This window comes from Mucilaginibacter phenanthrenivorans (assembly GCF_024721155.1).
Taxonomy (GTDB): Bacteria; Bacteroidota; Bacteroidia; order Sphingobacteriales; family Sphingobacteriaceae; genus Mucilaginibacter; species Mucilaginibacter phenanthrenivorans.
On the sequence record NZ_JAHVAP010000003.1, the window covers coordinates 439,246 to 466,106 of the forward strand.

General features: G+C 42.9%; 13 protein-coding genes. 9 read left to right on the plus strand and 4 right to left on the minus strand.

The window, feature by feature from the left end:
- Nucleotides 1-161: 161 nt before the first annotated feature.
- Nucleotides 162-3,086: an excinuclease ABC subunit UvrA gene (gene uvrA, locus KXD93_RS08485; protein ID WP_258136866.1), complete on the minus strand. Its 2,925-nt coding sequence runs from the start codon at nt 3,084-3,086 to the stop codon at nt 162-164.
- A 467-nt stretch (nt 3,087-3,553) separates the two neighbouring features.
- On the opposite strand from uvrA, the gene KXD93_RS08490 reads away from it, so the two are divergent.
- The 4 genes from KXD93_RS08490 (at nt 3,554) to recA (ending at nt 6,745) form a co-directional block, all read left to right on the plus strand.
- Nucleotides 3,554-4,138, plus strand: coding sequence for an RNA polymerase sigma factor (locus KXD93_RS08490; RefSeq protein WP_073407590.1), 585 nt, complete (start codon nt 3,554-3,556; stop codon nt 4,136-4,138).
- A gap of 242 nt (nt 4,139-4,380) precedes the next feature.
- Complete coding sequence (locus KXD93_RS08495; RefSeq protein ID WP_258136587.1) at nt 4,381-4,575, plus strand: hypothetical protein; 195 nt, start codon at nt 4,381-4,383, stop codon at nt 4,573-4,575.
- Between the two features lie 235 nt (nt 4,576-4,810).
- Nucleotides 4,811-5,569 (plus strand): endonuclease III, encoded by a 759-nt coding sequence (gene nth / locus KXD93_RS08500; RefSeq protein WP_258136588.1) that lies wholly within the window; start codon nt 4,811-4,813, stop codon nt 5,567-5,569.
- A 168-nt stretch (nt 5,570-5,737) separates the two neighbouring features.
- Nucleotides 5,738-6,745, plus strand: a complete 1,008-nt coding sequence (recA, locus tag KXD93_RS08505) for a recombinase RecA (RefSeq protein WP_258136589.1) — start codon at nt 5,738-5,740, stop codon at nt 6,743-6,745.
- A gap of 330 nt (nt 6,746-7,075) precedes the next feature.
- Here the strand turns inward: recA and KXD93_RS08510 are convergent, their stop codons facing one another.
- Together KXD93_RS08510 and lpdA are read right to left on the minus strand one after the other, a co-directional pair.
- Nucleotides 7,076-11,443: a DUF8693 domain-containing protein gene (locus KXD93_RS08510; RefSeq protein ID WP_258136591.1), complete on the minus strand. Its 4,368-nt coding sequence runs from the start codon at nt 11,441-11,443 to the stop codon at nt 7,076-7,078.
- Between the two features lie 715 nt (nt 11,444-12,158).
- Nucleotides 12,159-13,562, minus strand: a complete 1,404-nt coding sequence (lpdA, locus tag KXD93_RS08515) for a dihydrolipoyl dehydrogenase (protein ID WP_258136593.1) — start codon at nt 13,560-13,562, stop codon at nt 12,159-12,161.
- A 221-nt stretch (nt 13,563-13,783) separates the two neighbouring features.
- Between lpdA and KXD93_RS08520 the strand changes: the two genes are divergently transcribed.
- Both KXD93_RS08520 and KXD93_RS08525 read left to right on the plus strand, forming a co-directional pair.
- Nucleotides 13,784-14,212, plus strand: coding sequence for a hypothetical protein (locus KXD93_RS08520; RefSeq protein ID WP_258136595.1), 429 nt, complete (start codon nt 13,784-13,786; stop codon nt 14,210-14,212).
- A 199-nt stretch (nt 14,213-14,411) separates the two neighbouring features.
- Entirely contained in the window at nt 14,412-16,700 is a 2,289-nt protein-coding gene (locus tag KXD93_RS08525; protein ID WP_258136596.1) for a family 20 glycosylhydrolase, read from the plus strand.
- A gap of 223 nt (nt 16,701-16,923) precedes the next feature.
- Here KXD93_RS08525 and msrA read toward each other — a convergent pair whose 3' ends face one another.
- On the minus strand, nt 16,924-17,469 hold the full coding sequence (msrA, locus tag KXD93_RS08530) for a peptide-methionine (S)-S-oxide reductase MsrA (RefSeq protein WP_258136597.1): 546 nt from the start codon (nt 17,467-17,469) through the stop codon (nt 16,924-16,926).
- Nucleotides 17,470-17,798: 329 nt separating this feature from the next.
- Between msrA and KXD93_RS08535 the strand changes: the two genes are divergently transcribed.
- The 3 genes from KXD93_RS08535 (at nt 17,799) to KXD93_RS08545 (ending at nt 26,844) form a co-directional block, all read left to right on the plus strand.
- The gene (locus KXD93_RS08535; protein ID WP_258136598.1) at nt 17,799-23,267 is read left to right on the plus strand and encodes a DUF2341 domain-containing protein; all 5,469 of its coding nucleotides are present in this window, start codon (nt 17,799-17,801) and stop codon (nt 23,265-23,267) included.
- Nucleotides 23,268-23,512: 245 nt separating this feature from the next.
- On the plus strand, nt 23,513-26,590 hold the full coding sequence (locus KXD93_RS08540) for a DUF8693 domain-containing protein (protein WP_258136599.1): 3,078 nt from the start codon (nt 23,513-23,515) through the stop codon (nt 26,588-26,590).
- Nucleotides 26,590-26,844 carry an Fjoh_0651 family PID-CTERM protein gene (locus tag KXD93_RS08545; protein WP_506546842.1) on the plus strand — a complete coding sequence of 85 codons (255 nt, stop codon included), beginning with the start codon at nt 26,590-26,592 and terminating at the stop codon, nt 26,842-26,844. Before KXD93_RS08540 ends, KXD93_RS08545 begins: the two co-directional genes overlap by 1 nt.
- The last annotated feature ends 17 nt before the right edge of the window (nt 26,845-26,861 follow it).

The following is a 26,861-nucleotide window of genomic DNA, read 5'->3' on the forward strand; positions in this document are numbered from 1 at the left end:
AACAAAATACCAGATCACTGACACGTGAAACCCTCGAAGGTTTAATACTTATTAAAAAATAAAAGGTCGCCGGTAAAGCGATTATATAGCGTAAGGCTTTAGAATAACAAAGGAACAATTTCTCACCTTTTTTGTACGGCAATGCAAATAATACCGCAGCTCTACGAAAACCTTTCCTTCAAAAACTTCCCGGTATAAGAATCCTTTTCCTTAATTAAATTCTCCGGTAATCCTTCAAACACAACTTTACCACCACGGTCGCCGCCTTCAGGGCCGATATCTATTACCCAATCGGCGCATTTAATTACATCCATGTTATGCTCTATAACAATAATGGTATTGCCATGATCAAGCAATGCATCGAATGACTTCAGTAGCTTTTTAATATCTGCAAAATGAAGCCCCGTTGTTGGCTCATCAAAAATGAAAAGCGTTTTATGTGTGTTATTGCCTTTAACCAGGAATGACGCCAGCTTGATCCGTTGCGCCTCACCACCGGATAGGGTGTTTGATGATTGTCCCAATTGCACGTAGCCCAAACCCACATCCATCAACGGCTTTATTTTGGCAATGATCTTCGGCTCCTTCGCGAAAAATTCCAGGCCTTCCTCAATGGTCATGCTCAATACATCCGATACATTTTTATCCTGGTACGTAACATCCAAAATGTGTTGCTTAAAGCGTTTACCGCCACAGGTCTCGCAGGTAAGGAAAATGTCGGCCATAAACTGCATCTCTATTTTTACTTCACCCTCGCCCTGGCAAACATCGCAACGGCCGCCCTCTACGTTAAATGAGAATGCCGATGGTTTTAAACCGGCGGCCTTTGCAACAGGTAAGGCAGCATACAGGTTCCTGATCTCGTCCCAGGCCTTTACATAAGTAACCGGGTTTGAGCGTGATGAACGACCGATGGGGTTTTGATCCACCATTTCAACCTGTTCAATTTTCTGGTAGTCGCCCTCAATGCTGTCGTATGCGCCGGTTTGTTCACCGTTATAATTACCAAGTACTTTTTGCAGGGCAGGAGCAAGAATGCGTTTTACCAAGCTGGTTTTACCCGAGCCGGATACCCCGGTAACTACGGTTAAAATCCCCAACGGAAATTTGGCATTTACATGTTGCAGGTTGTTTTCCCGGCCACCTTTTATCTCGATAAAATCGTTCCATTTACGGCGGCTTTTTGGGATAGCAATTTCTTCTTTGCCGCTTAGGTAACGACCTGTAAGGCTATTCTCATCCTTTATGATTTCGTCGTATGTGCCGCTGAATATCAAATTACCACCATGTGTCCCGGCTTCCGGCCCAATGTCGATAATATGATCGGCGGCCTTCATTATTTCCTCCTCGTGTTCAACCACCAAAACGGTGTTGCCAACGTCACGCAGGGATTTAAGCACGCCGATCAATCGTTGTGTATCCCTCGGGTGCAGGCCGATGCTCGGCTCGTCCAATACGTAAACCGAGCCTACCAAACTGCTGCCTAAAGAGGTAGCCAGGTTGATCCTTTGTGATTCACCGCCCGATAATGTATTCGATAAGCGATTAAGGGTTAAATAGCTCAAACCAACATCGTTTAAAAACAACAGGCGGTTGGTTATTTCCATCAGCAGGCGCTTACCCACTTTGGTGTCTGTTTCGTTGAGCTGAATTGTTTGAAAGAAATCAAGCGCCTTATCCAACGCCATCAATACCACATCGGTGATTGATTTTTCGTTGATCTTTACGTAGCTGGCATCCTGCCTTAAACGGCTGCCTTTACATTCCGGGCAGGTTGTTTTCCCCCTGTATCGCGATAGCAAAACCCTGTACTGAATTTTGTATGTCTGCTCCTCCATCTCTTTAAAGAACTCGTTCAACCCACGAAAAAAGCCGTTGCCGGTCCATAACAACTGTTGTTGCTTCTCGGTAAGCTGGTTATACTGGCGGTGGATAGGAAAGTCGAACTTCAATGCGTGTTTTACCAGCACATCGTTCCACTCGCGCATTTTTTCACCACGCCATGGGGCTATTGCGCCCTCGTAAACACTTTTGCTTTTATCAGGGATCACCAGGTCCTCATCAATACCTATAACCTTTCCGTAACCCTCACAGCGTTTGCAAGCGCCATAAGGGTTGTTAAAGCTGAAAAAGTTTGGCGTAGGTTCTTCGAAGCGAATCCCATCCAATTCAAACCTGTCGCAGAAGAAGCGTTCAGTTTCGTCTTCTGCATCCGGTTCGCGGTAACGTACATAGCAGTCGCCCTTGCCCTCAAAAAAGGCGGTTTGGATAGAATCGCCTAAACGACTTACCGTTTCATCTTCATCATTTTTAGAAATACGGTCGATAACTATGCGAACGGTAGTGATGATTTTAGACGCAGGTCCAGAAATTTCAACTTCAGGCTCTGCAACTTCCGCTTTTGCCTTTTTGCTTTTAGCTTTCGGCTTTACGCTTTCAGCTCCCACCTCTTCCACTAACCAGCTGCCATCATCCACAATGCTCATATCCTCCAGCAGGTCTTCAATTTTTGAAAGCTTGCCACGGAATTCCACACGAACAAACCCCTTTTGCATCAGCACCGCCAGCTCTTCCTTTAAGCTGCGGTTGTTATGCGGATATAAGGGGCATAATATAGTAACCTGCGTTTCGGCAGGCAGGGTCATAATGAAATTGATCACGTCGGTAACCGAATCCTTTTTAACGACGCCGCCTGATATTGGCGAAATGGTTTTGCCGATCCGCGAGAAAAGTAATTTAAGGTAATCATAGATCTCAGTGGAGGTGCCAACTGTTGAGCGCGGGTTTGAAGTGATTACCTTTTGCTCGATTGCTATTGCCGGGGCTATTCCTTTTATATAATCAACATCAGGCTTGTTCATCCTGCCCAAAAACTGGCGCGCGTAGGATGATAAGCTCTCCACATACCGGCGCTGCCCCTCGGCGTACAAAGTATCAAAAGCAAGCGATGATTTACCCGAACCCGACATGCCTGTAACCACAACAAGTTTGTTTTTGGGTATGGCAACATCCAGGTTTTTCAGGTTATGCACCCTTGCTCCCTTTATAATAATATGTTTTTGAGGATCTTTATCTGCTTCTTTCATGTAGTTCATTGTTCATAGATCATAGTTCATGGTGGTACTTACACTAAAACTATGCGAATTTTGGGTGGTATTTGATGATTTACTGACGATAGCAAATAGCATTCCGGCTATGAACCATTAACTATCAACCATGAACTACTTCCAAAATGCAAAAATCCTAAAATATTTAGCAGAATCCAAATGAGTTTGAGAAATGTATTTGGTTAACTGGCAATTTGTTGCAGAGTTTGCATTGGGCTGACAATAACGTATTTTGCAACAGTACGCCGATATGTTTATTGTGTGGCAAAGTGTTAAAAAATGTTAAATAATCCCTTGTAGCATTTTTGACAGGAAATAATATTTGTTTTTTACGCGATAAATTGTTTTATTTGGGATAACAATTTTTTAATCCCTAAAAAATAACGCTATAGATAGAACTCTACTTTATTAAAATATTTAATTAATTATATTTAGTAGTTTTTTCTATGGATTTTCAATTGAAGAGTGACCAGGATCTAATCCATCTTTACATTGCGGGTGATGAAGGAGGGCTGGTAGAACTAATTCGCCGCTATCAATCAAAAATATACACTTCTGTTTACTTGCTTGTTAAGGATGAATACCTTGCCGAGGATATTTTCCAGGACACCTTTATTAAAGTGATCAATACTTTAAAAGCCGGGAAATATAACGAGGAAGGAAAGTTTTTACCCTGGGTAACAAGAATAGCACACAACTTAGTGATCGACCATTTCCGCCGCGAAAAACGCGCGCCGATGATCAGCAATGGCGACGACTTCGATATTTTTGAAGTACTTGGAAATTATGACGAAAGCACCGAGGACCGTATGGTTAGGGAGCAAACGTATAAGGATCTTAAATCGCTGATTCACCTGTTACCTGCCGAGCAAAAAGAGGTACTGATAATGCGCCATTTTGGTGATATGAGCTTCAAGGAGATTGCTGATATTACCGACGTGAGCATCAACACCGCCCTTGGCCGCATGCGTTACGCGCTGAATAACCTGCGCAAAATGATGCAAAGCAAGGAATTGAGCTTGAAAAATTAAGTTTAAGAACGTTATAAAAGTTGTAAGGGTTGTAAAGGTTGAAGTCGTAAAAAGCGCTTCTTTTACACCCCTTACACGTTTTCTAACATTTACAACCCTTGCAACAACTACAACCTTTACAACTTCTCTTCACAACCTCCAGCTTTGTAACAAAAAAATTTCATTTAATTTTCATCTTGATAAAATATTATATTTAAGCTTTCGTTTAGTATTCTGTAAACCACAAAATTTTAACAAAGCTTATGGATGAAACCTTTACAACGACTTTAAATTTACTGACCGACAAGGCCATGGTAAACGCGGAATTACAGGAGAATCTGGAAGGCGACGAACTGATGTTCTATCACTCACTTCGTGCTGATTTGGATCTGCTGAAAAGAACCCCGAAAGTTCAAACCATCCACCAAATTCTCGATTATTCGAAGAGTTTACGTTAGTACAGTATCTGCCCCACTGGTTCACAGATCCTCGTTGTTGTAACAAACACCCTGCGATTTGTGAACCTTTCTATTTTAGTTCATTTGCTTACTGGTTTATTAGTTCATTGGTAAAAGTTCGATACTAATCATCAATAATTTATTCTATATATCTTTGGCTTTTCAAGATTATTACGGTTTAGTTATTGCCTTTGCCCGCCTGCAAATACCAATGAACTAATGAACAATTGAACAAATGAACAGGAAGGAACGCTACAAACATTTCGTCGAATATTTTTCAAAGAACCAGCCGGATGCGGAAACTGAGCTGCATTATGGCAACCCATTTCAATTATTAATAGCGGTTATTCTTTCGGCGCAGTGTACCGATAAGCGGATTAACCAGGTAACACCGGCATTATTTGAACGCTTCCCTACGCCGGAGTCATTGGCGGCTTCAACTCCCGATGAGGTCTTTACTTATATCCGCAGCGTAAGCTATCCCAATAATAAGGCAAAGCATTTGGTGGGCATGGCTAAAGTATTGCTGGATGTTTTTAGCGGCGTGGTACCATCAGCTATTGATGATTTGCAGAAGATGCCCGGCGTTGGGCGTAAAACAGCAAATGTTATTTCATCTGTAGTTTTCGAGGCACCGGCTATTGCTGTTGACACCCATGTGTTCCGGGTTTCGGAGAGGATTGGTTTAACCAATAAAGCCAAAACGCCACTTGCAGTTGAAAAGCAATTGGTGGAATTTTTACCAAGGGAAACACTGGGTATTGCGCATCACTGGCTGATATTGCATGGCCGTTATATATGTGTTGCCCGCACGCCTAAATGCGAGATCTGTCCTATCAGCTGGTTTTGCAGGTATTATGAGCGCACCCATACAGAAACTGCATTGCTGAAGGCAGAGGCATTAAAGGTGAAGAAGGCAAAGGAGCTTAAGAAGCGGAACACCTTAAATAAGATCACCAAAGAACTACGGAAGAGAAGTGTTGGTGATGAGTGAGTGAGTGGTTGATTAGGTTAGATTAAGTGAGTAGTTTGTTTTGATATATTTAGATATTCCTCTTACCTTACTCAACCAAATCAGACCTTAAAACACTAAAAAATAAATTACTAAAAATATTAGCATTTATAAAAAATAGATTTTATATTTGTCCATACAATTTTTACAATGAGCAGCGCAGATAAATTAAAAGCATTACAGCTAACCCTTGACAAGCTGGAAAAATCGTACGGAAAAGGCACCATCATGAAGCTGGGCGATTCTGTTATTGAACCTACTGAAGTTATATCAACCGGCTCCTTAGGGCTCGACATCGCCCTGGGCGTTGGCGGTTTGCCTAAAGGCCGTGTTATAGAAATATACGGTCCGGAATCATCAGGTAAAACTACGCTGGCAATCCATGCCATTGCTGAATCCCAAAAGAATGGTGGTATCGCAGCATTTATCGATGCAGAGCACGCCTTTGATCGTTTTTATGCCAAGAAATTGGGTGTAGATGTAGAGAACCTTCTGATCTCTCAGCCGGATAATGGTGAGCAGGCTTTGGAAATTGCCGATAACCTGATCCGCTCAGGAGCTATCGATATCCTGGTTATCGACTCTGTTGCTGCATTAGTTCCCAAGGCGGAAATTGAAGGCGAAATGGGCGACTCGAAAATGGGTTTGCATGCACGTTTAATGTCGCAGGCATTGCGTAAGCTAACCGGTACCATCAGTAAAACGGGATGTTGCTGTATCTTCATCAACCAGCTGCGCGATAAGATCGGTGTGATGTTCGGTAACCCGGAAACCACTACCGGTGGTAATGCCCTTAAATTCTATGCATCGGTTCGTTTAGATGTGCGCAGGATCTCGCAGATAAAGGATAGCGACGAAGTATCAGGTAACCGTGTTAAGGTAAAAATTGTAAAAAACAAGGTTGCTCCTCCTTTCCGTATTGCTGAATTCGACATTATGTTTGGCGAAGGCATTTCAAAGGCTGGTGAGATCATCGACCTTGGCGTTGAGCATAACATCATAAAAAAGGCAGGTTCATGGTTCAGCTACGGCGAAACCCGTTTAGGGCAGGGCCGCGATGCCGTTAAGCAGCTGATCCTTGATAACCCTGAACTAATGGAAGAACTGGAAGCTAAAATTAAATCTACTGTTACCGGTGATCTGTTGGTAGAAGAATAATATATTTTTGGATTACACTGATTTTGAAAAGCCCTGGTATTTTTGCCGGGGCTTTTTGCTGCCCATAAACTTACGAAGTTTCTAAAACTTCGTAAGTTTTATCGATATACAGGATTCAGCTACTTACATCTATTCAATTCCCGGCGAAAAATAGAAACGCTGATAATCAACATGTTTCACTTTGTTCCGGGTGTTCCACTTGTAAAAATGGAACGCTTTGTCAGGTGCGGATATCCAATTTGCACATCACCTTAACGCTGTTGCAGAAGGATTTAGGGAGAGGTGACCTTTTAGTTAAGGCCAACTCCCGGTAGGTTAGGCGATTTATCTCTACTCCTTTATAAACTTAATTATCGCCATTTCCTTGTTGTTATTGGCTATGTGTGCAGTGTAAACACCCATTTTTAAATCACTTATGTCCTTTTGTATAGGTACCTGGGCACTCATCCCTGTAAATGATTGTGATTCCTGCATTTGCCCCATGTTGTTATAGATCTGCAGCTTTACTGTCCCCTGGTAACTCTTATCACTTACTATTGCCAAAACGTCCTTTACAGGGTTTGAATACAAAACAAATCCATTTTTTGCAATCCCATTCAATAATCCCGGGTTGTTTGCTATTGTTACCGTGTCAGAAATGCTATTGTCATTAAACATATCTGTTTGTACCAACCTGTAGTAGTTTAAACCTATCCGTGGGCTTTGATCAAGTATTTGGTAGCTTCCGGCAGAAGTTTCCCCGATAATATTTACCGGATTGCCGATATCGGTAAACGTTTTGTTATCGACGCTGCGCTGTACCTGGTACTTGATAGCGCTTCGATCACCAATAACGTCCCAATGCAAAAAAACCTGCCTTACCGGAGTAAGCTGGGCTGTAAACTTCATAAAAGCCGGTGATGGTGGTTGTGGCTCAACAATAAGCTTAAAACGTTTGGCATAGGTATTTGCCTGCGACGAGACCACGCTAAATGTATAAACACTATTGGTAATATCAGTGGTTGTATTAAGCAAGCTGTCGCTCAAGCTTATCTTAAAATTATTCATTAAAGCATTTTTATATGATAGTTTTAACGTGTAAGTAGTATCCTTGTCAGGGGTTATATACAATTGAAAGGTTGTTTTTTTTCCAGTAAAAGGCCTTACGTCGTTAGCAAGATATTGATTATCGGTAGTTAAGCTGGACAAGGTGAGGCTGGAGCCTTCCAGGTGGGTTGCATCCTGGTTGTCCATCGTCGCCTTTGAACTGTCTATAAACGCAATAGCAATTTCATCAGATAAAACAGTATCCTTCAAATATTTCAGTCTTAATATCGGCGGATCAGATGCCGCTAACGGCTCTGCCTGGTATAAAAAGCGGGCTGCATTTGAACTATTGGTAACGCTCTTCATAGCTTCGGTTATAGTTAGCGTTTTTACAGTTCCGGTGGTTGCGGCCTGGATAAAAAAGCCCTGCCCCGGTACTATATATCGTTTACCTCCATTAACAGATAAGCCTGGAGTGGTAAAATTGTATATCGCATAGTTAGCCGCCGAAGGGCTCCAGATCCAGGTTTTGGTATTTACAAAATAAGTAGTACCCGATACCAAAGCGCTGTTAATAATAGCATTTGCATCTAACGTTGCAGCATAAGGGTTTGCCAGGTAGTAATATCTTGAATCGGTTGCAGCAAACGTTGGTGCTGCAAGGCTCCCCTGGTTTGGCACTCCGGTATAAGTATACATTACAGCATCAGCTGTAGCGTATAATCCACCGCCATCTGTCCGGTTTGTTTTTGAACCAAACGGGTCTGCTGCGGTTACCGTGCCTGCCGGGGTGCGGCTCCCTCTGAAATACATATAAAAAGCAGTACCCGATGCAACGGTAGGTGCCGTCAACAGGCTTGTTATAAATGTATAAATATTGGTGGCTGTGTTATAGATTCTAAGAGTAGCGCCATTATTTGTTGATTTATCAAACCCATTGGTTGAACCATTTACCCCGGTTATTATAAAAGAATTGATAAGGCTTGCCAGTGTATATGTTCCATTTGTTGAACTATAGCTTGAAGTATTGTTATACACAGGCGAAGCCATTGAACGGTAATTACGGTAACCTGCGCCACCGGTAAAATATACCTGGTAATTAACATTGCCGCTAATTTTACCTGTAACCGGGGCTATTTGTGCATAGGCTAACGGCGAAGAGCTGCTGGCATACAGCGTAAGATTTCCACCCGGCGCCAATATCGTTGATGAGCCCAAAACGCTTAATACCCCAGTTGTTGATACCCCAAAAACGCCTGATGATATGGTTTTTGTACCGCTGTTACTAAATGTGACATTATTGAACAATGTTCCTGCCGAACTGGCGTCTGTTAACGTTTGGGCAGTTCCATTAAAAAATACGGTGCCTGTACCGGCCGTAAACGTCGATGTGTTTTGATAGCCGCCATTTACGTAAAGATCTTCGGCATTACATTGATACGTTCCACCATTATTTTGGAATGTACCGCTAACTGTTATGGTTCCCGGACCTGCGCCTCCGGCTACTGTTCCGCCGCTATTTTGCAAAGTGCTGGTTGTTGTGTTGCCGGTTCCCAATTGAAATGTGCCGCTGGTGTTTTGAAGGGTGTTGGTTATCGCTATAGTGCCGGAGCCCTGGGTTACATTACCGGAATTTGCCCAGCTATTGCCAACGGATATTGTGGGGTTATTGGTATTCAAATCTACAGTTGATGACGAAGTAATATCCTGCCCTGTGGTTAAGGAACCTGCGTCAACCCTTTGTGAGCCGGTCCCGGAGAGCGTGAGGTATTGGTAAACTTGCGGGCTTGTATTTAAAGCCGAAGTTGAAGCTGTGTAGACCTCCTGGTTAGTACTGCCATAATTATAATTTACGGTGGCTGTCCCTGTACCCCCTGTGTTGTTATAAAAATCAATACTTCCGGAAACGCTTGCTGTATTTATGGGAGCCGCATTAGTTAGTTGTAAAACGGGCGTTTGCGATGAACCTGTTGGCATGTCGATACTAAACGTTGGAGTGGCAAAAACTAGCGATAGAACCCCGCTATTTGTATTTGTGGTTAATATTGTACCATCAACAATAGTGGTGCCCCCCTGTAATGAAAAGGTTGCATTAATAAGCCCAACGCCGACAAAAAGAACCCCAAAGTCGGTAGAATTAACGGTTACATTGCTTGTTACATGTAAATTAGCTATTGTTGAAGTTAACTGTGTAAGGTCCACAGCGAGCACAGGTGGAAATGTAGTAGTATTTCCTACCTGAACTGAGGCACATATAATACTCCCGCCACCGGCAAGTGTGGATGTGTAGCTCCCTGTATTGCTCGGGTTTTGAACGAGAGCGCCACTAACTGTAAGGCTGTTGCTAGCATTTACGGTAAGCGTAACAGGAAAGCCCAAAGTACTATTATTGGTTCCAATAGTTAGGCTGCCAATAGTATTTGTTGCCCCAGCACTAATAACTGGCTGGAATTTAAAGGCGGTAGAGACACCTATTTGTACAGCATCGCCGATTGCCGGTACTATACCTCTACTCCAGTTACTTGTAGTGTTCCAGTCAGTGCTTGTTGAACCGTTCCAATTGTTTATGGCTAAGTTTACAGTAATAGTAACCGTAGTATTCCCGCTGCCGCTGGCGTTATAGCCCGTAACAGTGTAAACAGTAGTTGCCATTCCTGCTGTTGGCGTACCGCTGATGCTGCCATTACTGCTGTTAAAGCTTAAGCCTGCCGGTAAAGCCTTGTTTAAAAAAACGCCGCCCGTCGGCGCATATTCATTTACCTGGTTGGCATAATAGGCCGATGTAAACATATTGCCCTTGCTGTCAACAGCAATCCCTTCGGGGTCGGTAACTGCTGTACTGGTAAGCAATGTGCCGCTTTGGTTATAAACTTTAACCACATTAGTAGTTGCATTGTCGCCTATATAGATATTCCCGGCGCCATCAATTGTTATGGTTTGCAGGGATGTATATCCGGTAAGAAAAGTAGATAGAAATGTTCCGGCTGAATTATATTTTGTTACGTTGCCAGTGCCGTTATTTGCCACATAAATGTTACCCGATGCATCCACCGCCACACCAAGGGGAGTGCTTAAATTAGTGGTAGGTAATGAAAGTAAAAGTGTGCCGCTTGTGCTGTATTTTTTTACCGTTGTAGCCCCCTGATCGGCAACATAAATATTGTCGGATGCATCAATAGTAAGCCCCAAAGCGTAGTTTAGGCCGCTAAGTATGGTTGACTGATAAACACCGCTTGAATTATATTTATACACGCTGCCTGTGCCGGGTGTAGCGCCAAGGTTCAATACATAAGCATTGCCTGATGAATCAAAAACCAGGTCTTTCGGAAGAGACATTGTAGCTCCGGTGCCAAATGTGCCGACGTACGCGCCACTTGAACTGTATTTACTAATGGTGTTATTGCCACTATTGGTTACATAAACATTACCCGAGGCATCAATAGCTATACCACGCGGGTTGTTTAAAGTAGCGCCGGTAAGGGCAGTGCCGGTACCAAAACCAAAAGTACTAACGCCGTTGGTAATAGTAGGTGTTAAAGTAGTAATTGTTGTACCTACAGTATAAGTATTTGTTGATGGGGTATAAGTAATAACAGGGACGGCAGCCATGATATTGTAACCCGGCAGCATTAAAACAATTGCCCCCAAAAGATAAAATAAAATTTTTCTCATAGCTAGCAGAGCTAAAAATGCCTTAACAAAATATTATACGGGTGAAAAAAATAAATGTTCTGCTTTTTCATAAATAAAAACAGAGTTAACCCTTTATCTTTCAAAGTCTTTGGGCCTGAGCACGGTTGAGAGCCCGCTTGCTTTAATAACTATAGATAAATACAAAATCGCGAGTGCTACAATTCACAAGACGGGCTTTCTTTACCAGGCCTTTATCATGGTTTGATAAGTTGCTTTAACTTATCAAAACTATATATAAATATAATTTCATAAATACATATTAACGCCCGTTTAATAACCCATTTTTTGGAGTTAAATAACCCGCTTTTTTGTATGAAAACACCTGTTGGTTTTACGTAAAATCGCGTAAAAACATTCTGCTTCATTGTTGAAAATAAGGCTTAAAGGCGGTTAATAGAATTGGTTTTATTCATTATACTGTTATTGTATTATGGATAAATTACTAATTAAAAAAGCCATTTATAATTTCTCAATACGGGTAGTAGCGGAGAAGCTGCGGAGCACTAAAAAGCCACAGGCCGGCGGCTTATTGCATTTATTTAAATAAGAAAGTCTATGAAAGAGTTAATAATGGAAAGCATTTGCCAGACCTTCCAAAAAAAACATAAAAAAAATTCGACAACTTTAAAAGTTGTCGAATCTATCCGCGTTAATCCCAATTCCGGGATCGGAATTCCGACCTCCGGAATCCAGATTAAATATGGATCGCCCGATTTTCAGTAGCCGCCAAACAAGCTTCGCGCATAGCTTCTGTATAGGTTGGATGTGCATGGCTCATGCGCGAGATATCCTCGGCTGATGCACGGTATTCCATTGCTACAACTGCCTCGGCAATCATATCTGCCGCCCGTGGGCCTATCATGTGTACACCCAGGATCTCATCGGTAGTTGCATCGGCAAGTACTTTTACAAAGCCATCCAGGTCGCCACTGGCGCGCGCACGTCCGCTGGCTTTGAATGGAAATGAGCCGGTTTTATATTTTACACCGGCAGCTTTTAACTGTTCTTCGGTCTGCCCAACGGCGGCAACCTCGGGCCACGTATAAACTACACCTGGGATTAAGTTATAATCGATATGCGGCTTTTGGCCGGCGATAATCTCAGCAACAAATGTTCCTTCATCTTCAGCTTTATGGGCTAGCATTGCTCCCTTAATAACATCGCCTATTGCATAAACGCCTTTAACACTTGTTTCCAAATGTTCGTCTACCGTTATCTTGCGGCCGCGTTCCTCAACGGTTAGGCCTATCTTATCTAGTCCTAAGCCATCGGTATAGGCGATACGGCCAACAGCCACCAGGCAGTAATCGCCCTTCAGCTCCTTCTTTTCGCCTTTCGGGTCGTCAAACGTTACGGTTACTTCCTTGCCTTTTACAGCAGCGCCGGTAACTTTGTGGCCCAGGTAAAATTCCATACCGAGTTTTTGCAATACTTTTTGCAACTCGCGGCCAAGGGCCTTATCCATAGTGGGAATAATACCATCCATAAATTCAATTACAGAAACCTTTGATCCTAAACGGGCATAAACCGAGCCCAGCTCCAAACCAATCACCCCGCCGCCAATCAATACCAAATGTTTTGGGATCTCTTTAAGCGTTAACGCCTCAGTTGAAGTAATTATCCGTTTTTTGTCGATCTTTATAAAAGGTAGCGAAGATGGTTTTGAGCCGGTAGCTATGATAACATTGGTGGTGGTTAACTCCGATGTTGTTCCATCGGCCTTGGTTACGATGATGGTGTTTTTATCTTTAAACGATCCTACTCCTGTGTGCACGTCGATCTTATTCTTCTTCATCAGGTAAGTTATCCCACTGGTATTCGCAGTAACCACTTCTTCCTTACGTTTTATCATCTGCCCGAAGTCGATGCCCAGGTTACTGAGCTTGATCCCGTGTGCTTCAAATGCATGGGCTGCGTTATGGTAATGCTCTGATGAATCAAGCAGGGCCTTCGATGGGATACAGCCTACATTAAGGCAGGTACCGCCAAGGGTATTATATTTTTCAATTATTGCAGTTTTTAAACCCAGTTGGGCACAACGTATAGCGGCAACGTAGCCACCAGGGCCCGAACCGATAACGATAACATCATATTGCATAAGCTTTGTAATTATTGGAGCGCAAAGTTAAACATTCTTGCATCGGTTATAAATAATAAAGCAATAAAGATGACCAGGATATGTATTTGAGTTTTGATTTAATTATAATATAAATTAAAATAATATCTGCAAATATTTTATTTATATTGCCTTACCTAAAAATTATCAGAGCCTAAGCTATTATTAACCAATTTATTAACCAAACCATTAAAACACATGCTATGAAAAGAAATCTAATTCTGGCGTTAACGCTGTGCGTTGCACTGCTTGTTACCGCATCTTTCTCTATTATTAAAAATGGAACGCCCCGCAAAAAGGCTCATGCTAAAGCAGTGCCTTCCAAAATGGCTAATTGCGTAGCCGATATGGGTACTGTTAACCTTGTATCGGTAACTTCCAGCTCGTTTACCGTAACCTGGACCTACACAGGTTCGCCAACTTCGTTCAATTACGGCGGCTATTATAATGGCAGTCCGTTCGTGCCATTCCCGGCCGGAAATACTTATTCAAATACACTTACCCTGCCGCGTCCTTCTGCCAGCTATGGCTTTCGTATAGGAATATTATGTAAATGTTCCGATGGAAACACCGTAGGCTCTACTCATGGTATCCTTTATGATGCCACTAGCGGTAGCGTAACACATTTCTAGGGCAAAGGGCTTTGATAGTTGAGATTTAAACCATTTTATGATCCTCCGGCTATATACAGTCGGGGGATTTTTTTGTAATAATATGATTACAGTAGCCTCAATTCTGTTCAAAGTCAATTTGTTGTACTACTTTCCTGTTAAAGTAATAGTTTAACTTTAACACCCGGCAATTAATCATATCCGCCCTAAAACAAACAAAATGAGAATCACAAACGCTGCGTTATTTTTACTATTCCCGGTTTTGTTAATGAACACCGCCTACGCACAGGATGATCCTAACCTGGGTATTATACCGGCACCGGCGTCGCTGGTTAAATCGTCGGGGACATTTACCTTTAGCAAAAGCACCATTATAAAGGCCAGTCAGCCAAATGACAAGGCCGTAGCGCTGTTTAAAGATTTTATTTTAATCAATCGAGGGTTAAATAATAAGGTAATTAAGTATAGTCCTAAAACAAAAGGAAGCGGCACACAGGTGGTGCTTACCGCACGTGGTTCGGAAGCGTTGCCTGCCGAAGGTTATAAACTTATCATAGCACCACGTAAAATTACTGTCATCGGCAAAGGCGCGGGCTTGTTTTATGGAATTCAAACCTTAATACAGCTATTTCCTATTGATAAGGTGGCCACCGCAAACCTGCCTTGCCTGATTATTACTGATGAACCCCGGTTTGGATACCGGGGAATGATGCTTGACGTATCCCGTCACTTTTTTAATGTGGCACAGGTAAAAAAGGTGATCGACCTGATGGCCTTTTATAAGCTGAACAATTTTCATTGGCACCTGGTTGACGGTGTGGGCTGGCGCATCCAAATAAAGAAATATCCAAAGCTTACCGAGGTTGGCGGCACCCGCCTGCAAACCATGTTTGGTAGTAACCGCGATTGGCCCGATGGGCTGCCTTATACCGGCTTTTACACCCAGGATGAAATCCGTGATGTGGTAAAATATGCTGCCGACCGTTTTATCAATGTAGTGCCTGAAATTGAGATGCCGGCCCATTCTGACGCCGCTTTACGTGCCTACCCGGAGTTGATGTGCACGCCCGACACTTCCATTAAAAATCCGGCGCGAACAACCGGGATCTATTGTCCTACTGAAGAAACATTTACCTTTTTGGAAAATGTGCTTACTGAAGTTATGGATCTCTTCCCCAGCAAATACATCCACATTGGTGGCGATGAAGCCAACAAGCAGCCTTGGAAAGAATCTGCCTTTTGTCAGAGTCTGATCAAGCAGTTAAACCTGAAGGATGAGAATGCGCTGCAAAGCTATTTTATCCAACGGATAGAAAAATTCCTGAACTCCAAAGGGCGCAGCATAATCGGCTGGGACGAAATATTAGAGGGCGGCCTTGCGCCAAATGCAACGGTAATGAGCTGGACAGGCGAGGCTGGCGGAATAGCAGCAGCCCAGCAAAAGCATAATGTGATCATGACGCCGCAAACTACCGGTTTATACTTCGATCATTACCAAAGCAGGTCGCCGTTGGAACCCGTTTCATTCGGGCGATACGCTATTTTCTCCGAAACGTATAATTATGAGCCCGTACCTAAAGTACTTACTGCTGAAGAAAAGAAATATATCATCGGCGTACAAGGGAATTTATGGACAGAGTATGTACCGTCTGTCGCCAAATTACAATACCAGATCCTGCCAAGGTTGTTCGCCCTCTCGGAAATTGCCTGGAGCAAACCGGAGAAGAAGGATTATAAGACATTTTTCGAGTTACGCCTGGCCAAGCATTTTGAGCGGCTGGATGCCATGCATTATAACTATCGTGTGCCAACCGCATTCGATGTGATCGATACCATGATGATTGGTGCACAATTTACCATGGAACCCAAAACGTTCATCCCCGGTGCAAGGATCTTTTATACACTGAATGGTCGCGACCCATTGGATACCGACCTGCCTTATGAAGCGCCGGTTGTGTTTAACATCCCGCCGGGCGAAAAGAGAACCTTTAAAACATTGGTAATTACCCCATCAGGCAGAAGAAGTTTACCCACCAGCGCAGTAATGTTCAACCAGGCGCCAATAACGGCAACCGCCTATACCGCCAACAACCCGGGTTTAAAATTCACTTTGGTAAAGGGGAACTTTACATCAATTGATGAACTGGATTACGCGCCTGCAGACACAAGCGGCATCACCAAAACTTTAGAAACTACAGAATTCCGGAAAACACGCCCGAACTCCGGAATTATTTACGAGGGCTATATTTCCGTGCTAACAGACGGCATTTATAATTTCTACACCGCTACTTATAATGACACCCAGCTATCTATCGATAATATTAAACTAAATGAAAATGAGGGCGCCATATCACTGCTAAAAGGCTACCATAAAATTAAGATCAAATACTTTTATAATGCACCGGCAGTGGGAGTTCGTCGTAGGAATACGCCATCACCGCGCATTTATATGATAGCGCCAGGGACAGTTGATAAGCGGTTGGTGGCTGCGGATGTGTTGTTTAATTAATGTGTATCCAAGTCGGAAAAACGTTCCATTTTTACACGCGGAACACCCGGAACAAAGTGAAACATGTTGATTATCAACAGTTCTATTTTTCGCCAGGAATTGACTGGAAACCTATAGCCGTATAAGACTGACCGACAAATCAAATATTACACCGCCAACCTTTATATCGAACTCACGTTAAACCACTTTATTTCTACCTTCCTCGCTTAAAGTCAGCAGTAGCTTAAAGCAACTCCGGCTTAATTTTTTCGGTAAACTCCTTGGCAAATTTGTAAAGCTTCGGTTGTATAACAGCTGCGCAATACGGATTTCCAGGATTGTTGGCAAAGTAGTTTTGATGGTAATCCTCGGCTTTGTAAAATTCACTTGCAGCCGTAACTTCCGTTACAATCGGATTATCAAAAACCTTTTCATCAGTTAATCTTTTTATCATGGCCAAAGACTGATCGCGCTGCTCATCGTTATAATAAAATATAGCCGAACGGTACTGTGTTCCAACATCGCCTCCCTGGCGGTTCAACGTAGTAGGATTGTGCGTTTTAAAAAACACAAGCAACAACTCATCGAACGATAATTCATCCGCATCATACTCCAACTGGATAACTTCAGCATGCCCCGTAGTTCCTGTGCAGACATCCTTGTAAGTCGGGTTAAGCGTGTGCCCTCCCATATAGCCCGATGCCAGGCTTTTCACTCCCTTTAGTGTTTCAAATATGGCTTCGGTACACCAAAAGCAACCATTGCCAAATGTTATTTTCTGAATATTCATATTTTGTTTTAACAAAGATAAGGGCTGTTCGATTTATTAGACTTAACCCACCAATAATATGTCAATATGATTATAAAATATTGATAGTTATGGAAATGTTAATTTAAAATTCGAAAAATAAATGCCATTCGTCATAAATCCAACGTCCTGAATTTAACGTATACTCAATACGAAGTGCTCCAAACGAAAAAAATAAGGAATTTATATATTAATGGTTAATTCATTGAAAAATTTACAATTAGCAATGTTAGCTTGTTGATAATTACATAAGTTAAGTAACTATTTCATTACGTTACATTTGCGTTTAGGGCCTCAATTAATTTAAAACATTGGAAAAACGCTTACTAAGAATCTTCGTTCTTTTTTTATTTTGTTTTGTCTGTTTCACAACAGCATTTGCCCAAACGCCCACACCAGGAACGGTTACATTCCAATACCAGGGAAATTACCAGCTAGTGTACGGATATGCCGGTTTTTCATGCTATGTTCCTGCATCAGGAACGGCAACACAGGACATGGGCCTGGGATATGAATTTGTAACGCAGGGAACCGTAAGTACTCCGGGGGGAGCATCTCTTTATGTCTCTTCATACTCATATCCCTTCGCCTTCAATGATGGGATGATATCATTTGACCGTTCGAGCACAAGTCTGTCAGTAAACGCAGCATATATCATGAGTGCGGCTACAGGAGCAACAACCACAAATTCGGCAACTTCATTGCCCACACCGGGAGGAGAGTTTCAATTAGTATCTATTAACTTGCTCACAGTATCCGGAACTTCGAACGTCTCGGTGCAGGCATACGCAAATGGAGTAGCTATTGGCTCGCCTGTCACAAAATCTGTCGGTAGTACCACCAAAGTGCTTTTTGATTTTTCAACAAATTCCAGCTTTTACAGCATTGATGAAATTAAGATTACGGGCTTTGGCACTGCGGGGATAAGGGCAGATGATATTAAAAGTGCTGCCCTTACCATTAGCGTTAGTGCCGCAGGAAACCCCGGCTGCGGGGCCGGGTCGGTAACCCTTACAGCATCGGGCGGCACACCCTCCGGCGGTACCTATAGCTGGTATAACTCATCAAGCACCATAACACCCGATCCTGTATTGGGTACGGGCACCAGCTTTTCACCAATTGTAAGCGGATCATATTACGCAATCTATACGCAAGGCTCAACAAGTATTACTTCGTCTAATACCACTGTTACCATCAATCCTATCGTTTCATCGCCGGTAGCCAATGCCTCGTTTTCCTACCCTTTTACAGGCAATACTAAGGACATATCGGGAAATCAAAATGACGGGATCCCGCAAAACGCACCTACACTAACAACAGACAGGTATGGCGCTGCAAACAGCGCATATACTTTTAATGGCACAACCCAATTTATTGAAACCACAACTCCGTTTGTAAGTCCGCAGGTTTTTACAATAAGCCTGTGGTTTAATACAACAACCACAACGGGCGGAAGATTAATCGGGTTTTCGGGGGCTCAAAATGGTGGCGGCCAGTTTGACAGGCATATTTATATGGTTAATTCAGGCCAGTTATATTTTGGTGTTTATTCTGGCGCTACACATACACTTACTACAACAAACTCATATAACGATGGCACCTGGCACCACGTGGTTGGCACACTTTCCAGCGCGGGGATGAAACTATATGTAGATAATGTATTGCAGGATTCTAATCCACTCTATACAGCTGCAGAATCGGTAACAGGCTATTGGGAAATAGGTGGGAATAACCTTAGCGGGTGGCCATCAGGAACGGGCGTAACAAGTGCCTATTTTAAGGGAACAATTGATGACGTTTCGGTATACAGCACCGATTTATCAACAACGGGAATAACTACAATAAATGATATAAACCAGATCGGGGCTTATGCCCCGGTTTGCCCTGGTTCGTCGTTAACAATTTACAGTCCGCTAATAACCGGTGCAACGTACAACTGGACCGATCCAAACGGCGCTGCCGCTACGGGCCAAAACCCTACTTTTACAAATGCGGTTGCGGGTAATTATACCCTTACTGTAACAGGCGGCCCGGGCGGTTGTAGTTCAACAGCTACGGTTACGCCTACATTTTATACCACACCTGCAGCAACGTTTACGGCCACATCAACCGTTAATACAGGCGTAAACGCTACTGTTACACTCACCAGTACTTATGACCCTACGTTGACCTACGCCTGGAACTTTAATAGCGGCACTCCCACCACAGGTACCGGGCAGGGGCCATTTTCTGTTTCGTGGAGCACCGCAGGAGTAAAAACCATTACGCTAACAGTAAGTAATGCAAACGGATGCTCCTCAACAATTACACAAACGGTAATAGTTGGGTCTGCCAGTTGGTACTCCACCTATGTTTTCAGAAAAAAAATTCTTTTAGACAGAACAAAAATATCAGGTGCTGCCAACCTCACCAGTTTCCCGGTATTGCTAAAAATAGTTGATCCCGACCTGGTTTATACCGCCAATAGCTGTACCAATAAAATACAATCAACTACGCTGGCCGACCTGGCATTTACTGATGCAACCACCGGACAAACAGCAGAACTGCCCTATCAAATTGATAATTATGACAGCTCAACCAATACCCTTTTGGTTTGGGTGCAGATACCCACTTTGAGCGCGTCGGGGACGGGTACAGCCATATATTATTATTTTGGATCAAATGCCCCTGCCTCACATCCCGCTACTACCAGTACCTGGAGCAGCGACTACCAGGGCGTATATCACTTTAACGAAAGCGCCTTCAGTTCAGCAACCGGTGCAATTAAAGACGCTACGACAAATGTCAGGAACGCTACTGCAATAACGGCAAATGCCGTTACCAGTACGCTTGTTGCAGGCCAGATAAGCAATGCCTATACCTTTGCCGGCGCACAAAAAATATCAACGGCGGGAACGCTTAATTTTGCCAGCACGTTCACGTTGTCGGCCTGGGTTAACCCTAGCTCATTGCCTGATGAAAAGATAATGAGTAATCAAAACACATCATATATTGGCTATAAGCTTGGGTTTTACAACAGCCTTTTAGAAGCTGAAGCTGGCAGCAACTCGACTACACGTGGCTCGAACTCAAGTACAAGTACGCCAATATCTGTAAATAACTGGTATTATGTTCAATCGGTATACAACGGGGCAACACTCAGCACCTATGTTAATGGCATTTTAAACAGCAGCATTGCCTTAACAACCAACACCCCCAGTACTACATTGCCGTTCAGCATAGGAGTTGGGGAAGGTGGTAACATCCTCTACTTTAACGGAATGATAGACGAAGTAAGAACTTCTAACGTTGCCAAAACAAGCGATTGGCTGCTAACTGAATATAACAACCAGTTAAACCCATCATCAACAGGCACGGCTCCGTTTATTTCGTCAATTGCTGCTAACGAATGGAGCCAGACTAATTTTACAGCCGGCTACGCTCCGGGAAGCGTTATTTATACCTGGACCGGCGGAACAAGCACCAGCCCAACTGCTGCCAATAATTGGAACAATACAACAATGGGGGTTACCAACCAGGTGCCTCCGGCAACCTACTCCAGTTTATCTATCCCAAACGTTACTACAAAACCAACACTTACCGCCGCTTTAAGTGCATATTCATTAACGCTAAGTAATGGCGCCACATTTAATCTTGGCGGGCAAACGCTAAGCATAGGTTGTAACATTTATAATAATTCAACTACAGGCGGAACGGGTATTCTCGATGGCAGCAGTACGGCATCCGGCATAACCTGGAACGGAAAGCTATCCGCACAAAGCTATACCGGTTCTAATACTGCAAGTACAGCGGCAATAGGCAATATGACCATTGCCAATACTGCGGGCGGAACGGTAACCATTACCGGGGGGCCGGTTGAAATATCCAATTTACTAACCTTAACCCAGGGAAATTTAATAATTGATAATACAAACAACGGCGCACTAACATTAAAAGGCAATGCATCAAGTAATTTAAATTATGCCCAGATAGGTCCTATAACGTCCGGCTATACCATAAGTGGGTCCATAAATTACCAGGTATATTTTACAGGTGTCCGCAACTATCGCTCAATGGCGCCGCCCGTTTACAATAATACTACAACATATAGTTCAACAAACGGAACCTACTCGCTTGCGAGCCTTAAAGGCACAGGCGGCTTCATTATTACCGGATCAGGTGGTTCTACAAACGGGTTTGATAAATCATCTAATAACGGACCAACACTCAGGATCTATAATGCAGCTACCAACGTTTACACTTTTATAACAAGCCTTAACACCGCTCCAACAGTTGCAACTGGTTCTGCTTTTTACATGTATTTTAGGGGGAGCCGCACGCCTGCAGGTATAGCTACAGCTGCGGACCCGTTTGGCTCAAAAACAAACAAGGTTGACGGGGGCGGATCTTACGCTGCTGCGGATGCCGTAATGTATACCTATACCGGCGTTCCCAACCAGGGTAATGTTACCTCAGTCCCCGCCTTTGCCACAACCGATACAAAGTTTTACTTTTTGGCCAACCCATATGCGGCGACTTTAGACGCAAATGCTATTTTCAGCGCGGGCCCAATTAAAACCAGCACCTGGATTTGGAACCCAAGTTTGGGCAATTACGCGGTTTATAACTCCACAAATGCGGCTTTAATTGTAAATGGGGGCAAACGGTACATAGTACCTGGCCAGGGCTTTTTCATCCAGGCTGCTACTACCTCAGCTACAACCCACGTTTTAACGCTTACAGAAAGCATGAAAAGTGTTGCAAACAACTTAAATGCTGCACGTATGTTGAGTGCTTCCGAGCCATTGACTACTGTGGCCCCACCAATATTTCGATTGAAGTTTGCTAAGGATTCAGTTTTATCCGATGAAATTGCCGTTGAATTTAGCGACAGTTCAAAGGCTACGCTGGATTATAACGACGCCACTCACCTTGAGGGAACAAACCTTACGCTTTCATCATTAACTACCGATAACGAGTACCTGGCTATTGACGTAAGACCTTTTACCGGGAAGAAAACAACGATGCCGCTATACATAACGCCTGCGCAGGACACGACCTACACGTTAAAGCTGTCTTATAAAAATCCCGCCATGAGTTATTATAAGGTAAGCTTACAGGATAGTTTACTCAATACTACAACAGATATAACCAATACTACTTACTCATTTAACATAGCCTCGGGACAGCAAAATACGTATGCCAAACGATTTAAACTTATTGTTGAAGCGTTGCCTGCACCAGCGTTATTTACAAAATTTGCCGGGCAGCTTGATAATTTGAAAAAGGTGCTGCTAAATTGGAATGGTGGGACCGATCGCGCAAGCATCACTTACCAGGTGCAAAAAAGCGTTGATAATAAAACTTTTGTCAACATTGGTACCTCCTTAACGGGCAGTTCAAATATCAACTATCAAACTGTAGACAGTAGCCCGGCAATTGGATTGAATTACTATCGCCTGGTGCAAACCGATGCCTTTAACACTAATATATACTCAGACACGATAACTATAGCAAACAACCCCGGGTTGTTAAATGGGATAGCGAAAAATGGATTTATTTTATATCCAAATGCCGTGACTGATGTGGTATCTATAGTGGGCGATAAAACCTACCAGGGAACTGTGAAATTTCGAATATATGATAACCTTGGGAAATTGCAGGCTTCGCAATCATTTACGGGAATGAACGCGCAGGTGCCTATACAGGAAAACATAAGCAATTTGAAAATGGGGGTTTATACGGCTCGCATAGATAATGACAGCAAGGAAATTGTTGTGATTAAGTTTATTAAAAAGTAAGGGCAGGATTGGCACAACACTTTTTGTTAACTGTCGGTCTTATACTTGTGAAATAAAGCACTGCTTCAAACGCGCTAGTAATGATTGCTTTTTATGGTAAAAAATAAAAAAATGTATTCCACCTGAAGTTTTTTAAATATTGTAACAAAATTGTTACCTTGCGCGAATTGCGCTGGCTATGTGACTGTTACAGTATGCATCAGGTTGCATTGAACTTGCTTTTTGACCCTAATTAATTTAGAATAGTGAAAACACGGTTACTTAAAATTGTACTCTTTGTTTTTTTTATTGTTGTTTTTACAACTAATAATAGCTTTAGCGCAATTACATTTACTGTAACTCAACTTAATACTTCGGCAAGCGGCATTACCACACCGTTTACCATATTCGACGGGCAGCTAAATACGGTAGTAGTAGGGTTTAAAGTTGTTGCTTCCGGAACAGGAACATCAGCTACTATCAGTAACTTGTTTGTAACCACAAATAATGCGAATTTAAATAATTACTTTCCATCGGGAACGGCAACGTTATACGAAACAGCGGGCAGTACTTATCCCTCTACCGTTAATCACACGTATTCTGCCAATGTAAGCGGTTCCAATTACCAATTCAATGTAAACCGCACTTATACAGCCAGTACATATTACTATTTTCTGGTTTTACCAAAAGCAGTATTTACCGGGAACACAGTCCCAACAACCTTTACATTCGGAGCAACCAGTGCCGGATTTTTCGGTAATAGCCCATCAGTTTCAGTTTCAGGCAGCGGAACAACGTACAATGCCTATGGCGGAATGTATTGGTATGGCGATAATACTACCACCTGGAGCAGCAGCACTAACGGCCCGTGGGAGGTAGCTAACGGATCAGGAGGATATCAAAACGCTAACCGGGTTCCTACAGCTACCGATGTAGTTTATATTGGCGTTGCGCCGTATAGCAGCAATGGCGGTCAGAACCCCATTATTACCGGCTATAGCCCAACAATATACAGGTTGGTGTATGGCACCAATTTAACACATACTACAAATTTGGGAGCAAGCGTTACATTAACGAATGCAACAGATGTTTTAACGGTAAAGGACGATGTTACGGTACTTGCAAGTGCAGGGGCCTCTCTTGCTGGTAAGGGAACATTAACTATTGGCGGAGATTTTACAAATAATACCGGAGGAACGTTCTCGGTAAATACTACAGCAACTGCCAATCAAAATACGGTTACATTCAATACAGGTGGTAATACTATAGCCAACTTAAATACATCGGCCACTGTGGCATTCGGCAACCTGAATATTACGGGTGGGGGCACGGCCACAATTTCAACCGGAAAATTTAGTGTTTCGCCTTATAGTATCCTGGGGGTGAGCGGCCCGACAATTCTATCCATCAACTCTGCGGCCAGTCTTACTTTGCTTACCGGAACAAGTGCAGCACCGTTAAACTATGCCCAAATTGCTTCAATAACCGATGGCTCAACCATCCAGGGAAATATCAATTACCAGGTCTATTTTACAGGAGGTTCGGGCTTTCGTAATTACCGGTCGATGGCTTCGCCGGTTTACGATAATACAACCACTTACACTTCGGCAAACGGCACCTATAAATATTCAAATTTAAAAAACAGCTTTATTGTAACTGGCTCGGGCGGTACTACAAATGGCTTCGACGAATCTTATAATCATGGGGCAACGCTTAGAACGTATAATTCGGCGACCAACGACTATACCTTTATAACTAGTCTTACTTCTACAACAATTGCCACAGGTAAGGGATTTTATATGTTTTTTAGAGGCGATAGGACGCATATCGCCGGTGCAACAACGCTGGATCCATTCGGTTCCAAAACAAATAAGGCAGATGGAGGTGGTTCATACGCTACACCTGAAGCTGTTACCTACACCTATACCGGTATTCCGAACCAGGGAAGTGTTTCAACTACATTTGGCACTACTGATAACAATTATTACTTTATTGCCAATCCATACGCCGCTACGCTTGATGCTAATGCCGTTATCAATTCAACTGCTTATAATTATTTGGGATTGTTTCCGACAAATTATATAAACACCTCTATATGGACCTGGAAACCAGGAGCTACTGCCCAATACGCGATTTACAACTCAGTTACCCCCTCAGCCTCTACGAATGGCGCTAAGGAGTATATTGTCCCCGGGCAGGGATTCTTTGTTCAGGCTGCAACAAATACGGGGTTTTTTGGCATCGGGGGATCATCTAACATACTTACCATAGATGAAACGATGAAAAGCACAGGCAATAACCTGAATGCAGTTAGAAATTTAAATGCAATTGCAGCCACAAAGCAGGAGCCACCTGTATTACGGTTGCAGCTCTATAAAAACACCACTACAAGTGATGAAATAGGAATGGTGTTTCGTGACAGCACTAAGGCAATAGCCGATGGGAATGATGCGGTCCATTTTGATGGTAATAATCTTACCCTTTCCAGCCTTTCGGCAGATAATAAATACTTAGCTATTGACGTAAGGCCTTTTACGGGCAGCAAAACAGAGGTGCCCCTATATGTCACTGCAGAGGTTGATAGCACCTACAGCCTACAGTTGTCTTATAAAAGTGATTTGATGAAGAATTATAAGATCACCCTTTATGACAGTCTGTTAAACACCAACAGTATTATTAGTAAAAATGCATATTCATTTCAGATAGTAAACGCCCAGGCATCAACTTACGGCAAGCGATTTAAGCTGATAATTGAGCCTGAACCTGCCGGTGTATTGTTTACAAAATTCACTGGAAAACTTAACGAATCGAAAAAGGTGTTACTAAACTGGAATAGTACCAGCGATCGGAGCAACATTACCTACCAGGTACAGCGAAGCACTGATAAAAAGATTTTTGCCAATATTGGGCAACCTTTAAATTCATCAGTTAATAATTCAGATATCGAATACCAAACCATAGACAACAACCCGGCCATTGGCGCAAATTACTACCGGCTGGCTCAAACTGATTTGTTTGGCAACATTGTATACTCGGATACCGTAAAAATAGGTTATAACCCGGGGATGTTGGCAGGGCATGAAAAAAATGGATTTTTACTGTATCCAAACGCAGTAAAAGACGTGCTGTCGATAGTTAGCGACAAGGATTATAAAGACAAGGTGAACATGACTATATACGATTCGCAGGGGAACCTGAAATTCACACAAGCGTACCAGGGCATTAATGCACAATTACCATTACAACAAAACGTGAGTAACCTTCAACTGGGGGTTTATATTATTCATCTCGCCAGCAATGGAAAAGAATTGGTAACTTTGAAATTCAATAAGGAACAAAACTAATGTTGAGGAGCAAATTATTCTATACAGCTTTTTGGAGTAAATTTTTTTTAACAGTTCTGTTTATGTTGTGTGCGCTGGTAACATTTGCACAACCAGGCGGTCCTGGGCAAGGCGATTGCGGTGATACCACTGCAGGGCCGGACGAACCATGCCCGCTTGATACATGGGTAATTGTTTTGTCAGTTATAGCCCTGGTTTTTGCTGCAATACACCTCCATAAAAAGCAAAAAAACGCCTTAAAAATGCAGGCATAAATTATTTGTAAGCGCCT

What these genes read in the sequence shown, in the direction of transcription:
- KXD93_RS08525 (WP_258136596.1), top strand. Translation starts at nt 14,412, where the DNA reads ATGAGAATCACAAACGCTGCGTTATTTTTACTATTCCCGGTTTTGTTA.
- lpdA (WP_258136593.1), bottom strand. Translation starts at nt 13,562, where the DNA reads ATGCAATATGATGTTATCGTTATCGGTTCGGGCCCTGGTGGCTACGTT.
- KXD93_RS08510 (WP_258136591.1), bottom strand. Translation starts at nt 11,443, where the DNA reads ATGAGAAAAATTTTATTTTATCTTTTGGGGGCAATTGTTTTAATGCTG.
- KXD93_RS08545 (WP_506546842.1), top strand. Translation starts at nt 26,590, where the DNA reads ATGTTGAGGAGCAAATTATTCTATACAGCTTTTTGGAGTAAATTTTTT.
- nth (WP_258136588.1), top strand. Translation starts at nt 4,811, where the DNA reads ATGAACAGGAAGGAACGCTACAAACATTTCGTCGAATATTTTTCAAAG.
- KXD93_RS08490 (WP_073407590.1), top strand. Translation starts at nt 3,554, where the DNA reads ATGGATTTTCAATTGAAGAGTGACCAGGATCTAATCCATCTTTACATT.
- msrA (WP_258136597.1), bottom strand. Translation starts at nt 17,469, where the DNA reads ATGAATATTCAGAAAATAACATTTGGCAATGGTTGCTTTTGGTGTACC.
- uvrA (WP_258136866.1), bottom strand. Translation starts at nt 3,086, where the DNA reads ATGAAAGAAGCAGATAAAGATCCTCAAAAACATATTATTATAAAGGGA.
- KXD93_RS08520 (WP_258136595.1), top strand. Translation starts at nt 13,784, where the DNA reads ATGAAAAGAAATCTAATTCTGGCGTTAACGCTGTGCGTTGCACTGCTT.
- recA (WP_258136589.1), top strand. Translation starts at nt 5,738, where the DNA reads ATGAGCAGCGCAGATAAATTAAAAGCATTACAGCTAACCCTTGACAAG.
- KXD93_RS08495 (WP_258136587.1), top strand. Translation starts at nt 4,381, where the DNA reads ATGGATGAAACCTTTACAACGACTTTAAATTTACTGACCGACAAGGCC.